The organism is Salinispora oceanensis, assembly GCF_000383575.1.
In the GTDB taxonomy this organism is placed as follows: Bacteria; Actinomycetota; Actinomycetes; order Mycobacteriales; family Micromonosporaceae; genus Micromonospora; species Micromonospora oceanensis.
Map to the genome: position 1 here is coordinate 59849 of NZ_KB911579.1, position 14844 is coordinate 74692.

10 protein-coding genes, 1 tRNA gene and 1 pseudogene are annotated in these 14844 nt (G+C 70.5%); 9 read left to right on the top strand and 3 right to left on the bottom strand.

The features are described from left to right. Positions 1–145 precede the first annotated feature (145 nt). The 4 genes and pseudogenes from SALPAC4_RS0100155 (at position 146) to SALPAC4_RS25895 (ending at position 4183) form a co-directional block, all read left to right on the top strand. Positions 146–1042, top strand: coding sequence for an ISAs1 family transposase (locus tag SALPAC4_RS0100155; RefSeq protein WP_223874675.1), 897 nt, complete (start codon positions 146–148; stop codon positions 1040–1042). Positions 1043–1563: 521 nt separating this feature from the next. After that, positions 1564–2163: pseudogene (locus SALPAC4_RS25890) on the top strand (site-specific DNA-methyltransferase); the annotation flags it as partial. A gap of 281 nt (positions 2164–2444) precedes the next feature. Next, positions 2445–2738: a recombinase family protein gene (locus SALPAC4_RS28170; RefSeq protein WP_027644681.1), complete on the top strand. Its 294-nt coding sequence runs from the start codon at positions 2445–2447 to the stop codon at positions 2736–2738. Further along, the gene (locus SALPAC4_RS25895; RefSeq protein ID WP_223874676.1) at positions 2735–4183 is read left to right on the top strand and encodes a recombinase family protein; all 1449 of its coding nucleotides are present in this window, start codon (positions 2735–2737) and stop codon (positions 4181–4183) included. The genes SALPAC4_RS28170 and SALPAC4_RS25895 overlap by 4 nt, the downstream gene beginning before the upstream one ends. Here SALPAC4_RS25895 and SALPAC4_RS0100175 read toward each other — a convergent pair. Then, positions 4165–4248 (bottom strand) — tRNA-Leu (locus SALPAC4_RS0100175). The genes SALPAC4_RS25895 and SALPAC4_RS0100175 overlap by 19 nt on opposite strands. A 213-nt stretch (positions 4249–4461) precedes the next feature. On the opposite strand from SALPAC4_RS0100175, the gene SALPAC4_RS0100180 reads away from it, so the two are divergent. The 5 genes from SALPAC4_RS0100180 (at position 4462) to SALPAC4_RS0100200 (ending at position 13077) form a co-directional block, all read left to right on the top strand. Next, entirely contained in the window at positions 4462–5724 is a 1263-nt protein-coding gene (locus SALPAC4_RS0100180; protein WP_027644679.1) for a fibronectin type III domain-containing protein, read from the top strand. A gap of 146 nt (positions 5725–5870) precedes the next feature. Continuing rightward, positions 5871–8471, top strand: coding sequence for a fibronectin type III domain-containing protein (locus SALPAC4_RS0100185; RefSeq protein ID WP_019868636.1), 2601 nt, complete (start codon positions 5871–5873; stop codon positions 8469–8471). Positions 8472–8497: 26 nt separating this feature from the next. After that, positions 8498–9493, top strand: coding sequence for an AAA family ATPase (locus SALPAC4_RS0100190; RefSeq protein WP_019868637.1), 996 nt, complete (start codon positions 8498–8500; stop codon positions 9491–9493). A 3-nt stretch (positions 9494–9496) separates the two neighbouring features. Then, positions 9497–10693: a DUF58 domain-containing protein gene (locus SALPAC4_RS0100195; protein WP_019868638.1), complete on the top strand. Its 1197-nt coding sequence runs from the start codon at positions 9497–9499 to the stop codon at positions 10691–10693. Positions 10694–10761: 68 nt separating this feature from the next. After that, a complete protein-coding gene (locus SALPAC4_RS0100200; protein WP_019868639.1) occupies positions 10762–13077 on the top strand; it encodes a transglutaminaseTgpA domain-containing protein in 2316 nt (771 codons plus the stop codon). Here SALPAC4_RS0100200 and SALPAC4_RS0100205 read toward each other — a convergent pair. Continuing rightward, positions 12965–13873 (bottom strand): SDR family oxidoreductase, encoded by a 909-nt coding sequence (locus SALPAC4_RS0100205; RefSeq protein ID WP_019868640.1) that lies wholly within the window; start codon positions 13871–13873, stop codon positions 12965–12967. The genes SALPAC4_RS0100200 and SALPAC4_RS0100205 overlap by 113 nt on opposite strands. Next, on the bottom strand, positions 13870–14844 hold the full coding sequence (locus tag SALPAC4_RS0100210) for an LLM class F420-dependent oxidoreductase (RefSeq protein WP_019868641.1): 975 nt from the start codon (positions 14842–14844) through the stop codon (positions 13870–13872). The genes SALPAC4_RS0100205 and SALPAC4_RS0100210 overlap by 4 nt, the downstream gene beginning before the upstream one ends.

Below are 14844 nucleotides of genomic sequence, written 5' to 3' on the forward strand. Positions count from 1 at the left end.
ACCCAGGGCTCCGGCAAGGTAGCGATATGACCGTTGCGGCCGGTTGGGTGGGGACGCTCCGGATCATGGTGGTATAGAGACGGGCGCGGCCTTTCGATGATCATCCAGGTGTCGAGTCTGGGAAGATCAAAGAGGACCACGCCCGTTGGGATCAACATCGCTGATTGATGTGTTGGCCGTGCACGCGGACCACCTGGATGAGTCGTTGCCGGTCCAACGCCGGTCGAGCCTGGTCACGGCGTTGGCGGCAGTGCCGGACCGGCGAGACCCCCGCGGTGTCGTCCATGCGTTGCCCGCGGTCCTGGCCACTGCCGTCGCGGCGGTGCTGACCGGTGCCCGCTCCGCGGCGGCGGTCGCGGAATGGGCCGCTGATGCGCCGCAGCAGGTCCTCGCTGAACTGGGCGTGTTCCGGGATCCGTTCACCGGGGTGCATCGAGCTCCGGACGAGTCCACGTTCCGGCGAATCCTGGCCGGTGTCGACGCCGACGCCCTGGACGACACGGTCGGTCGGTGGGTCCTCGCGTGCCAGCCGGCGGCGACCACCGGGCGACGGGTGTACAGCGTGGACGGCAAAACCTTGCGGGGCAGCGGCCCGGCCGGTGAACAGGTGCATCTCCTCGCAGTACTCGACCAGCACACCGGGACGGTCCTGGGCCAGGTCGACGTCGACGGCAAGACCAACGAGCTGACCCGCTTCCAGCCGCTGCTGGGCTCTCTCGACCTGACCGCGGTGGTCGTCACCGCCGACGCGTTACACACCCAGCGCGAGCATGCCCGCTGGCTGGTCGACACCAAGAAGGCCGCCTACGTCTTCACCGTGAAGAAGAAACACTCTGCGCAACACGGCGATCAACCTGCTCCGGCTAACCGGCATCACCACCATCGCTGCAGCCCTACGCCACAACAGCCGAAACCCATACCGGCCACTCCAACTACTCGGACTCGACTGAAACGGCCATATCGTCACCTTGCCGGAACCCTGGCGAGGCAGCCAACCGGGGCGCGTCACTTCGTAAAAACCCGGGCTAATGTGCAGATATGATCGACCAAAGAAGGCTCACAAGCATCGCCAGCAAAATCATCCAGACCAAGGCTTTGGTCGCGAGTCGTGCACGAGGTGTACGGGCCTCGGCTAGCCGGCCAAGCATCTCGACCTTCGACTCAAACAGGTACGGGCTGGGACTGTCGGCGGTCCTGAACTTCAGTGGGTCGGTGGGTGGTCCGGTGTCTGGCCTGCTGGGTTTGTCCGGATCTGAACTTGCCATCGTCACAGTATGTCCTCCCAAAGATGCCACGCACAACCGGCCAACGAGTTGACAAGCCTATGTAGGGTTCTGCCGCTGCTCGAACACGGCAGCGGCAGACCCGTTTTCTTCTTAAACAGGACGGGCGACAGGAGGCGGCGGTGTATTCATTGGCATCCGGATGCCGGTCGATGGATCACACATCACAACTATCCTGTAGATCAACGACTGCCCCTGGCATGCTGGACTGGAATTCCATTCCCAATTTCCGGGTAGCGTGCAAATGAGTCCGGGTGAAGCGCATTTTCTTGCTCTGTAACGATGGGCCACCCTCGCGGCGGTCAACCTCACCCTCGCCGAACGACGCGGCGCCCCCGGTACCGGACGGGTCTACACCGGCGACTCCCGGCAGCTACCCGCCCTACTACCACCACAGATACACGGCAAGGTCACCCTCGTCGTCACCTCACCGCCATACGGGCCCTCCACCCACGGCCAGGTCCGCACCTCCGGCCCCCGACACGGGAAGGTCCAAAGGTTCACCACCGCTACGGCACCAGCGACAACCTCGCCTACCGCGACCACGACACCCTCGCCACCGGCTTCACCGACATCCTCACCGGCTGCCGAACCGTCCTACGACCCGGCCGGACACCTCGTCATCACCGCCCGCCCCTACCGTAGCCACGGCGAACTCATCGACATCCCCGGCATGATCGTCGCCGCCGGACACACCGCCGGACTCGAACTCGTCAAAGAGTGCATCGCCCTCATCGCCGCCGTCCGCAACGGCCGGCTCATACCCCGCGCCTCCTTCTTCCAAATCAAAAACGTCGGCGACGCCATCGACCACGGCGACCCACAGTGGCTCGTCCAGCACGAAGACGTGATCATCTTCAAGGTGAAAGGCGAATATTGATGAGTGATCGCCTGCCGGAGCAGACGATCACGACCTCCGCGTCGAGACCAACACCGACCGTCGAGTTTCGTATCGAACCAGTGTTAGCCGACACCGTGGCCTGCGCGCTCCTGACCTTGCTGCAACGCTCGTCAGCGACGAATAGTCAGGGGCCCGCCGAGTCCACAGACGCTTGATCCCTTAATGCCGGTATGCGTTGATCTGATAGCGACACGTCCACGGTCACCCCATTCCCGGGTGACCGTGGACGCGCACCCCACAACACCCGAGAGGCACTCTTCGTGACCACCGACGTACCTCGCATCGAAGATGCGACTGCCACCCTCGCTGACCACGAACATCAACGGTTCGCGTTTTACGGCCGCGTTTCCACCGAGGACCAACAGGACCCTGTAGCCTCTAGGAACTGGCAGCGCAACCGCGTCACCGGCCTCATCGAACCGGCCAGCGGCATCATCGTCGCCGAATTCTTCGACGTCGGCCTGTCGCGCTCCCTGCCGTGGAAGCGCCGGCCTCAGGCCGCCAAGCTTCTGGACGTTCTCGCCGACCGTAACCGCGGTTCGACGCCGTCGTGATCGGTGAGCCCCAACGCGCGTTCTACGGCAACCAGTACAGCCTGACCATGCCCGTCTTCTCGCACTACGGCGTCGGCCTGTGGGTGCCGGAAGTCGGCGGCGCGATCGACCCTGAGTCCGAAGCCCATGACTTGATCATGAGCGTCTTCGGCGGTATGTCCAAAGGCGAACGAACTCGGGTGAAAGTCCGCGTCCGCACCGCAATGACCTCCCAGGCAAAAATCGAAGGCAGGTTCCTCGGCGGACGCCCACCCTACGGATACCGCCTCGCCGACGCCGGACCACACCCCAACCCAAGCAAAGCCGCCGACGGCCGCCGCCTACACAAGCTCGAACCCGACCCGACAACCGCACCCGTCGTACGCCGAATCTTCGCCATGTACCTCGCCAACAACGGCTACGTCGCCATCGCCGAGGCACTCACCCGCGACGGCATCGCCTCACCATCAGCCGCCGGCCCCGCCCGCAACCCCCACCGCACCGGCGAAGGCTGGGCCAAAAGCGCCGTCAAAAACATCCTGTCCAACCCCCGCTACACCGGCCGCCAGGTATGGAACAAACAACGCAAGGACGAGGTACTCCTCGACGTCAACGACGTCGCCCTCGGCTACGAAGCCCGCATGCGCTGGAACGACAAGAACTCGTGGGTATGGTCCGACACGATCGCCCACCCACCACTCGTCACCGTCAACGACTTCGAACTAGCCCAAACGATCATGAACGCCAGCGGCAGCGGCCGCACCAGTACCCAACCACGTAAAGCGCGCTACCCCTACATCCTTCGCGGACTCATGCTCTGCGGGCTGTGCGGACGCAAGATGCAGAGCCACCAGGCACACGAGACCGCCTACTACCGATGCCGCTATCCCAACGAGTACGCCCTGGCCAACCACATCCAGCACCCCCGCAACATCTACGTCGCAGAACGAGACATCGTCCCCGCACTCGACAACTGGCTCCTCACCGTGTTCGCCCCACACCGACTCACCGACACGATCCGCCGGCTCCACGCCGCCCAACCCCACACCGAACCCGACACCACCACCCCGAACATCACCGCCGCCAACAAGATCATCGCTGCGTGCGCCGCCAAACTCCTCCAGTACCGCGCCATCGCAGACGCCGGAGGCGACGCCACCACCATCGCCACCTGGATCGCCGAGGTCAACGCCCAGCGCGCCGCTGCCCTCGCCCAACGCGACACCGCAACCGCACAGAAACAGTCTCCTGACCGCCTCACCGAGAACGACATCCGACGCCTCGTCGGCAGCTTCGACAACATCCGCAACACCCTGCGCGACGCCCGCAGCGAGGACAAACGCACCGTCTACCGCGAGCTACGGCTCACCCTCACCTACAACCCCGGCCAAAACAAAATCAGCGTCGAGGCCAAGCCCGACGCTGATTACTGTGGAGTAACTGTACGTGTCCGAGGGGGGACTTGAACCCCCACGCCCTATACGGGCACTAGCACCTCAAGCTAGCGCGTCTGCCATTCCGCCACCCGGACTTGCCTCGTCCAGCCTACCGTCGATTACCGAAGTGATCTTCTCACCTGTCGGCTACCCGGCGGGCCGCACGAGGATTTACTGTACACCGCCCGGATGGATCATGCACATCGGCTCTCGGCGGGTGGCAATACCGGACAGGAGGGCTGTTGCAGTAGCGTCGGGGCACGTCGGGCCGGCAGCATGGCCACGTGTCGTATCCCTCGCCCTCTACCTTGGCCGCGGTGCAGCATCGGGCTCTCGCTCTGCGTCACGCCGGTGACCTGGCCGGCGCGCGTCAACTCCTCACCGACATGGTGGAGTCGGCCCATCCGCCACCGTACGGCCCGGATCATCCCGAGGTGCTCGGCGCCGCGCACCTCCTGGCGCGGCTGCACCGGGAGGCCGGCGACCCGAGCGCCGCCCGTCGGGTGTTGGAGGAGACCCTCGCGGCGGCCGAGCGTCTCCGGTCGGACACCGATCCCCTGTTGCTGGCGCTCGTCTTCGAGCTGGCGACCGTCGCGGACGAGCTCGGCAACCGACACGAGGCCCGCCGCAACTTCCACCGGATCTTGGCCACCGGTCCGGCCGCGCTCGGCGCCGACCATTCGTCGGTCCGCGCGGCGCGGGCCTACCTCGCCGAGGCCGGCCCAGCTGATGGCTCCGGTACCCCGAGCTCTCCGTACCCCGCGCAGCACAGCCCCGGGGGTCCGGGGGCCGGGATGGTCGCGGCGCCGCCCTCGGATGTTCGACGGACGCAGCCACCGGTTCCACCGGAGGCCGCGCCGGCTCGACCGGGTCTGTCTCCCAATCCTGCCGGCCCTGCGACACCGCAGCGGCCGACGGTCGGACCGAGACCGGACGGGCACGGCAGCAGGCGACGGCCCCGACCACACCAGCCTTGGGGACCGCGATCCACGTACGGCACCTCCGGTGCCCGCCCCGCACCTGGGGTTCCGGCCGGTGAACCCACGCCGGACCCACCCCGGATGATGATGGACGACACGGTGGTCGGTCTGCTGCCTGCCGCACCTCCGGCACCGGAGCCGCGGCGGCGCGGCCGGAACTGGACCGCGATGGTCGCGGTGCTCGCCGCGGCGGGCGTGGCCGCGGTGGCGATCGTCGGCACGGGTGTGGTGGTATTTCTTCGGACCGATCCGGCGGTCGCTCCGCTACCGGAGGCGCCGCGGGCGTCGGCGGCGGGAACGCCGAGCGGGGTGCCGAGTGCGCCGCCGCCGACGGAGCTGAGTTTGCGGGATGACCTGACCTCGGTGACTCTCACCTGGACCGACCCGTCCGGCGGCGTTGTTCCATTCGTGGTTGCCGCCGGTCAGGCGGGGCAGCAGTTGGGGGCGAAGGATCGGGTGGAGCCGGGGCGGACCAGCTACACGCTCAATGGCCTGAGTGCCGAGGTGGACTACTGCTTCACGGTGCTGGCGGTGTATTCCACGGAGACGTTCACCACCTCCGGGCAGGTGTGCACCAACCGCGAGCGGTAACTCGCCAGGAAGTACGCTGCGTGCACACAGGTGGACGGTACGGGTTCCCCCAGCGTTGCACGCCAAATAGGATGGCACCCGACTTCCGGGAGGGCCGCCATTTCGGACCCGTCACCTGCTCAAACGATACGGGGAGGCAGTTGGTTGTGGCCACCGTCAACGATGTCGGGACTCCACGCCGCCGGTTTCGTGGTGGGCTGGTCACCATCGCCACGGTGACGGCACTGCTGGCCGCGATGGGGCTTACTGTGCTCGGGGTGGGCGCCGCTGACAACGCGGTGGCCACCTTCGACGCCAGTTCCTGGCTGTGGAGCAGTGTTCGCGGTGAGTTGGCTCGGGTCAACGGGGTGACGGCGCGGGTGGACACCCGGCTGGAGGTTCCGGGTGCGCGGCAGCATCCGGTGCAGGTCGCCCAGAGCGACCGGCTGCTCGTTCTGCGGGATCTGAGCACGGGCCAGGTCAGCTCGCTGGACCTCGCCACGTTGCGGATCCTCGCGACCTCCCCCACCACGCCCGGTCTCGGGGTGAACGTCGTGCTGCACGAGGAGGCGGCGTTCGTGGTGGACGCGGTGCAGGGCGTTGTCCGGCAGCTCGATCCGCGGTCGCTGACACCGATCGGCAACTCGGTCCACTTTCCCCCCGGCATCACCGGTGGCTCATTTGATGGTGCGGGTCGCCTGTGGGTTGCGGTGCCGAGTGAGGGAACCGTCTCGGCGATCAGCGCCGCGCCGCTGCCGTCGCCGTCGGCCGCCGCCGAGGGGGGCCTGAACCCAGAGCTGATCGAGACGTACGACATCACCGAGCCGCAGCACGAGTTAATGGTCTCGGCGCTGGACGACGGGGTGGCGGTGCTCGACCGGACGGCGGGCTCACTGATCATGGTGCGCCACGGGGATGTGACGCGGACACCGCTGGTGACCTCCGCGCCGGCGGTGCTGCCCGCCCGTACCAACGGGTCGGCGGTGCCGGTGACGGTGCCGTCACAACGGCAGGTGCACGTGGTCAGCGGCGGGGTGGTCACGAACTTCACGGTGCCCGGCGATGGGGATGACCTCAGCCCGGCGGTGTCGTGGGCGGGTCGGTTCTACTGTGCCGACGAGGCCACCGGCACCGTGTATGTGCTCGACGAGTCCGGCCGGCTGGTCGATTCGATGTCCGGCGCACCGGCTGGTCCGCTTGAGCTGGAGGTTCGGGAGAACCACCTGTTCATCAATGCTCCGGACGCGTCGACCGCCCGGGTGGTGGACGACCGGCACCGGATGCGGGAGGTCGACAAGTACGCCAACGACGTGCTGGGTGGTGACCCGCCGCCCGCTCCCCCACCGCCGCCCCCGCCCCCGAAGAAGCCGAAGGAGAGCCGGCCGGGTCCACCGCAGGCGGTCACCGCGGCGGCCGGGGACGCCCAGGCCCGGGTGAGCTGGCGGGCTGCCGCCGCCAATAACGCCGAGATCATCAAGTACGTGGTGTCTGGCGGTGGGCAGCGCGTCGAGGTCGGCGCCAACCAGCGGGCGGTGGAGATCAAGGGGCTGACCAACGGGGAGACGTACGCGTTCTCGGTGTTCGCGGTCAACGCCAAGGGGGACGGTCCGGCCCGCACCAGTAACCCGGTGACACCGACGGCGGAGGTGCCGGACCCGCCGGCGAGCGCGACCGCCGAGGCGCGCCCGGACGGGACGGTCGTGGTGCGCTGGCCGGCGGCGAACGGGCAGGGCAACACGATCGACCGGTACGTGGTGACGGCCACCTCGGCCGGCACGAACTCCCTGGCCGGGGAGGCGACCGGGACGGAGCTGGTGGTGCCGGCGGGCGAGTTGGAGTTCGGCCGGCAGTACGCGTTCTCGGTCGTCGCGGTCAATGACAAGGGTGCGGGTTCGACGGCCTCGCCGGTGAGTAACACGGTGGTGCCCTACGCGCCGCCGGGGGAACCGGTGGAGTTGCAGGCCACGACGGTGGCGGAGCAGCCGGGGACGGTCGCGGTGCAGTGGGGGCCGGCGGCGGAGAACGGCCGGCCGGTGACGGCGTACCTGGTGGACGTGGGTGGTCAGCAGAGTGAGGTGACCGACACTCGGACGACGGTCGGCGGGCTGGGTGACGGGCAGCAGGTCACGGTCAAGGTGCGGGCGGTCAACGAGGCCGGGCCGGGGCCGGAGGCGACGGTCACCGCGCGGACCGTGGCCGTGCCGAAGGTGACGGTGACCGGTTCGTCGGCGACTGCCACCTCGGTGACGGTGAGTTTCACTGTGGATGCCGGTGGCGGCAAGGCGACCTGCGCGCTAAGCACCAGCGGTAAGCCGGCCACCTCCGGTCCGTGTTCCCGGATCACGTTGTCCGGGCTGACGCCGAGTACGGGGTACACGTTCACGGTGACGGCGACGAACGCGGCCGGCCCGGGCAGCGCGACCCGGGCGCAGTCGACCGCGGTGCTGTACGGGACGGCGACCTGCGAGAACGGCGACTCCGGGGACCAGGCGACCTACTGTGACGCCGACGTTGACGGCCGCAACGGTAACGAGATCTTCTCGGTGCCGCAGCAGGATGACCCCCGGCAGGTCGGGTGGGCCAAGCCGGGCACGCGGTTGAAGGCGTACTGCCGGCAGGCGGGCGAAGAGGTGTACGCCTACGTCTACAACGGGCACAAAGAAAGCACGTGGTGGGTGCAGGTCGACTTCCAGGGGCGCAACTACATTCCGTGGGCCTGGTTGAACCTCGACGGTGGTGACGACATCAACGTTCTGCCAACCTGCTGAACCGACGCCAGGCAAGGAGCACCAGCGTGAGTTCCCCCGAGTTGCTCAGTCAGTCGGAGGTGCAGGGCTTCGCCGCCCTCGCCGCCCGGCTGGCCGAGAACATCAACGCGGTTGTTCTGGGCAAGCCAGAGGTGGTCCGGTTGGCCCTGACGGCCCTCTTCGCGCGGGGTCATGTGCTGCTGGAGGATGTGCCGGGGGTCGGCAAGACGACGCTGGCCCGGGCGGTCGCCGCCACGGTGCAGGGGCAGTGGCGGCGGATCCAGTTCACTCCGGACCTGTTGCCGTCGGACGTGTCCGGGGTGACGATCTACAACCAGGCCAGCCGGGAGTTCGAGTTTCATCCGGGGCCGGTCTTCGCCAACATCGTCATCGCCGACGAGATCAACCGGGCGTCGCCGAAGACCCAGTCGGCGCTGCTGGAGGTGATGGAGGAGCGCACGGTGACCGTGGACGGGGTGCGCCATCCAGTTCCGCAGCCGTTCCTGGTGGTGGCTACCCAGAACCCGGTGGAGATGGACGGCACGTACCGGCTGCCGGAGGCGCAGTTGGACCGGTTCCTGGTGAAGTTGTCGGTCGGCTATCCGGATGAGGCGGTGGAGGTGGAGGTGCTGCGGGGCGCGACGGCGCGTTCTCCGGAGGCGCTGACCCCGGTCACCGACACCGCGACGGTCGAGGAGATGGTGCGGATGGCACGCCGGGTGCACATCGCCGAGCCGTTGTACGCGTACGCGGTGCGGATCGCCGCGGCGACCCGGGACCATCGGCAGGTTCGGGTGGGGGTGAGCCCGCGTGGGGTGATTGCGTTGACGCGGGCGGCCTGCGCCTACGCGCTGATCGATGGACGGGGTTGGATAATGCCGGAGGATCTGAAGCTGCTCACGGAGCCCGTCTTCGCGCATCGGCTGCTCCTGACCCCGGAGGCGCAGGTGCGGGGGGTGACCCCGACGGAGGTGCTGCGCCAAGCCGTCGCCTCGGTGCCGGTGCCGCTGCCGTCCGGGCAGGCCGCCGCGGTCCGCGGTTGAGCTGTGGGGGTTACTGCCCGGGGCGTCGGGCTGGGTGTCGCTGCCGCTGCGCTGCTGGCGGCAGGCTTCCGGTTCGCGTACCCGGAGTTGGCCTTGTTGGGTGCGGCGGGGGCGACCGCGGGCGGTTACGCGTTAGCGGTAGCCGCGTGGCGGCCCCGGTTGTCGGTGGTTCGCCGGGCCGAGCCGGACCGGGTGGGGCGCGGTGAGCCGGCGACGATGACGGTGACCGTTCACAACAGTGGCCGGCTCCGGTCGGCGAACCTGGTCGCCGAGGACCGCTGTGGCGGGCTGCCGGTGCCGGTGCCGGTGTTGCGGCTGCGGCCGGGGAAGGACACCACCGCGCGGTACGACGTGCCGACGACCCGCCGCGGTGTGGTCCCGGTGGGGCCGCTGCGAGTGACCCGGCGGGACCCGCTGGGGTTGGTGTCGTTGTCGCGCCCGTACGGCGAGACGGTGCCGGTGTGGGTACATCCGCGGGTCCATCCGCTGAACGTGATGCCCACCGGCGCGGGGCGCAGCCTGGATGGTCGGGTGGATTCCGTCCCCCACGGTTCGATCACCTTCGACTCGCTGCGGGAGTACGTGGTCGGGGACGAGCTGCGTCGGGTGCACTGGCGGACCAGCGCGCGGGTGGGTGAGCTGATGGTCCGGGAGAACGTGGATACCAGCCTGCCTCGCCTGGTGGTGTTGCTGGACAACCGGGCGGTGGCTCATCCGCGGCGGTCGGCGGGGCTGGCGGAGTCGTTCGAGTCGGCGTGTGAGGCGGCGGCGTCGGTGCTGACCGCCGCGTACCGGGCCGATCTGCCGGTGGTGCTGGTGCTGGTGGCTCCGGAGGAGGAGGCCGACGCGACGAGTGCCGGGGGGACCGGCGGGGAGCAGGAGGTCGGCGCGGCGGGTGCCGCGGTGGCGGGCCCGCTGGACCGGTTGGCCGCGGCGGAACTTGGTGCCGACACCCTGGACGCCACGCTGACCCGGCTCCGGGGGGATCGTCTCGGCGACACGCTGATCGCGCTCACCGGCCCGGGCGGGCGGGCCACGCTCGGCCGGTTCGGTGCGCTCCGCGGCGCGTACCCGTCGGTGGTTGTCGGGGTTTTCGGGGCGGCGGAGCCGGCACAGTCGCCAACGACCGGCCTGGTGGTGATCGACGCTGTGGACGGGGCCGCGTTCGCCGCCGAGTGGGATCGGGTGCGACGGTGGTGAGGATGTCCGAGCGCGGTGCCCGCCGCGATGCCGTTCTCCCCGCGGGCGGGAGCCGCGGGGTTGCACAGATGTCCACACCCGGGTCGTTCCTGACCTCGGAGCTGCCGCTGGCGGTGGTGCTGGTCGTGCTGGTGGCGCTGGCTGGGGTGGTCCTCGGGCGGATGTACGCCGGGGGTCTGCTCCCGCTGCTGGTTGTCGGTGCCGCGACCGGCTCGGTGCTGGTGGGGGTGCTCTGTCGGCGGCTGCCCTCGTGGCTGGTGGCGCCGCTGTCGGTCCTGGGCCTGGCGGCGTGGACGCTGTGGTCCCTGCGGCTCGCCGCTGATCGCGCCGACCTGCCCGGCCCGCTCGTGGAGGTCGCGGGCGAGGCGGCCCGCAACGCCATTCCCCGACTGTTGACCGCCATGATTCCGGTGGAGCCGACGCCGGACACGGTCCTCGTGCCGGTGGTGGCCGCCTGGCTGGCCGGGCTGGCCGCCAGCGAGGTGACGCTGCGGGCAGGTCGGGTGCTGCTCGGGTACCTGCCGCCGGTGCTGCTCTTCGCGGGCGCCGTCTACCTGGTCGGGCCGAACGCCGCGCCGGCGGTCGGGCCGACGCTGGTCTTCGTGGCGGTGGCGGCGCTCGGGCTCGCGTTGCCGGGACAGGTCCGGCCGGCCAGTGCGGATCGGATGGCGGGGCTGCCGCCGAAGGCGCGCGCGGCGGCGCGGGTCCGGCTCGTCGGGGCGTCCACCGCTGGTACGGCGGTCGTGGTGGCACTGGCGGTCCTGCTCGGTCCAGCGCTGGCCGGCATGATCGGCGGCCGGCCGGTCGATCCGCGCCGGTACGTGGAGCCGCCCCGCGTGGACTCGCTGGACGAGAATCCGTTGATCCGCATCTCGGGTTGGGCGCTCTATCCGGAGCAGGAGCTGCTGGATGTGACGACCCTCGCCACCGACGGGGCAGACCCGGCGGGCGCCGAGGCAGACCCGGCGGGTGCCGGGGCGCGGATCCGGCTGGCGGTGCTCAGTGACTATGACGGGGTTACCTGGCAGGTCGGCGCGACGTACCGCAACGCCGGCCGGATCCTCCCGGCGACGGACCCGGCCCCGGGGAGCATCGTCGAGACGGTCCGCCAGGAGCTCACCGTCGCCGAGTTGACCGGGCGGTTGTTACCGGCCGTCGCCACCCCGCGGGAGGTGGCCGGGGCGCGGGTGGCATACGACCCGGCGACCGGGACCCTGATCCACCCGGAAGGGCTGGCCCCGGGGCTGCGCTACACGGTGACGTCCGCCCGGGAGCGGCCGGAGGCCAACCTGCTGGCCATCGCGGATGTGCCGGCCGGCGCGGAGGTGGCGCGGGTGCTGCGGGTCGCCGACGGGGTGCCGGAGTCGCTGAGCCAGCTGGCGGAGCAGCTCGGCGAGTCGGCCGGCGCCCCGTACCAACGGGCTGTTGAGGTGGAGCAGTTCCTCGCCGAGCACTACCGGCTGGTTCCGGACGCCCCGAGCGGGCACGCGTACCCGAATCTGGAGTTCTTCCTGTTCGGCCCCCGCGACGCGGGTGGGCAGCGGGGAACGTCGGAGCAGTTCGCGGCGGCGTTCGCGGTGCTGGGCCGGCTGGTGGGGCTACCGACCCGGGTGGTGGTCGGTTTCCGGCCGTCGGGCGACGGGCCGGTGCGGGCCGGGGACGCGTACGCCTGGCCGGAGGTGTTGTTCGACGGGCTGGGCTGGGTGCCCTTCGATCCGCTGCCCCGGCCGGACACCGAGCCCCGGCCGGTCGAGGAGGGGTTGCGTCCCCCACCGGACGAGCCGCCGTCGCCGACGCCGACGCCGAGCACGGGGCCGACGGCCACTCCGCAGGCCGCCGACGCACCGGTGGGACCGGCGGACGCCGCCGGCGATTCACCGTCGGTGCTGCTGGTCGCGGGTGTTGCGGTCGGGGCTGGGCTGGCTCTGGCGGTGATGCTGCTGCTGACGCTGCTGTGGCTTCGCCGGGCGCTGAGCCGGGGCCGGTTGGAGCGGGGCTCCCCCGGCGGGCGGGTGGGTGGCGCCTGGCGGGAGGTGACCGACGCGCTGCGGCTCGCTGGGCAGCCGGCCACCGGTGATCTGGCCGCCACCGAGGTCGCCGTGGTGGCGCGGGACGTGTTGGTGAAAGCCCGCGGGGCCGACGGAGAGCCGCCACCGGTCGCGGCGGTGGGGGTCACCGAGTTGGCGGACCTGCTCAACCGGGTGGCCTTCGCTCCGGGCACGCTCACCGAGCAGCAGGCGGAGCGGGCCGCGGCGATCGCCCGGGCGTATGTCACGGCGCTGCGGGTGGCCCGTCCCTGGTGGCGCCGTCTGCTGTGGCCGGTCCACCCTGGTCCGCTGGTTCGGGAGCGGGCGGATCGGCGCCGGCGGAGTGCCCGGACCTGACTGTCGTCCCGGTCAGCCGGCGAACAAGTTTACGGAGCCCGGCCTGCCAGCCGTCGGGATCCTCCGCGCGGCGGCGGGCGTACTCGGCGACCTCCGGGTGGGGCAGGATCAGGAACCGTTCCTCGGCGAGCCCGATGACCACCGCGTCGGCCACCTGATCCGGGGTGAGCACCGTGCCGGAGGCGGCGACGACCCGGGCGGCGAGGTGCCCCGCGGCCAGCCCTTCGGAGAGCATCGGGGTGTCTACCCCCTGCGGGCACAGCGCACTGACCCGGATGCCCCGGTCTCGGTAGGTGATGGCGAGCCATTCGGCGAAGGCGACCGCGGCATGTTTCGTGGCGGCGTAGGGCGCGTCCCCCACCGCGGTCAGCACACCCGCGGCCGAACAGGTCATGAGCAGGTGCCCACCGCCGCGGGCGAGCATCGCCGGCAGCACCGTCCGGGCGGTGTAGACGTGGGAGAGCACGTTGACCCGCCAGGCCCGATCCCAGTCGCTGTCCGGGGCGGCCACTCCCCCGCCGGTAGCCACGCCCGCGTTGGCGCAGAACAGGTCGATCCGCCCGTAGCGTCGCTCGGTCTCGGCGACCAGCGCGTGGACCTGCTCCTCGTCGGTGACGTCCACCTGGACGGGCCGGGCGACGGGGCCGACCGCGTCGGCGACCGTGCGGGCGGCCGTGCGGTCCAGATCCGCTACCACCACGGCCGCCGCTCCCTCCGCCGCGAACCGCCGGGCCAGCGCGGACCCGATCCCCCCGGCCCCGCCGGTGATCACCGCCACCCGGTCGGTGAGGTTCATCGGAGCTCACCCCCACCCAGCCCGGCGAGCACGTTGAGGAGTGCCGCGGCGTCGCCGGCTGCCAGCTCGGGCGTTGGCAGCAGCGCCAGTACGGGGACGTCCACCCCGGCCGCGGCGTACCGCTGCACCTGGACCCGGCACTCCTGCGGGCTGCCGTGCAGGACGAGCGCGTCCACCACCTCGTCCGGCACCGCCGCCCCGGCGCCCCGCCGGTCTCCCGCGGCCCAGGCCGTCCACATCGGGTCGAAGATCTCGGCGCGCCCCAGCCAGCGGTGGAACTCCGCGTACGCCGGGACGGTCAGGTAGCTGGTGATGAGCCGGCGGCCCAGCGCGCGGGCGTACCCGGCGTCCGTGGTCGGGCAGACGAAGATCCGCGCGACGACCTCGAAGCCGGGGCGAGCCTGGCCGAGCGCGCCCAGCACCTGCGGCAGGTCGGTGGCGGCGAGCCAGTTGAGGATCACACCGTCGGCTTCGGCGGCGGCGAGCCGCAGCATGCCGGGGCGCAGCGCGGCGAGCAGCAGCGACGGGGGGACGGCCGGCGGGCGTTCCAGGGTGAAGCGCCGGACGGCGAAGGTGTCGTACGCTCCGTCTACTGTCTCTCCGGCCAGGGCGGCGCGCAGGAAGCGAAGCACGTCGCGGGTACGCCGGTACGGCTCGCTGAACTCGCCGGCGTTCCAGTCCCGGACGATCACCGGCGACGAGGCGCCGATGCCAAGGGCGAACCGATCGGGGGCGGTCTCGGCGAGCGCGGCGGCGCTCATCGCGAGCAGGGCCGGTCCGCGGGTGAAGACCGGTGTTATCGCGGTGCCCAGCCGCAGCCGCGGCGCCCAGGCGGCGGCCAGCGCCAGCGGGGTGAAGGCGTCCGCCCCGTTCACCTCGGCCGACCAGACGTCGGTGAAGCCGACCTGGTCGAGTGCGCGGTAGACCGCGGCGTGGTCGGCCAGCGGGATTCCGCTCAACGGTACCGTCAT

Bases quoted from the DNA above. Each gene is read 5' to 3' on its own strand.
- SALPAC4_RS0100200 (WP_019868639.1), top strand. From the start codon at position 10,762: ATGTCCACACCCGGGTCGTTCCTGACCTCGGAGCTGCCGCTGGCGGTG.
- SALPAC4_RS0100205 (WP_019868640.1), bottom strand. From the start codon at position 13,873: ATGAACCTCACCGACCGGGTGGCGGTGATCACCGGCGGGGCCGGGGGG.
- SALPAC4_RS0100210 (WP_019868641.1), bottom strand. From the start codon at position 14,844: ATGACGGTACCGTTGAGCGGAATCCCGCTGGCCGACCACGCCGCGGTC.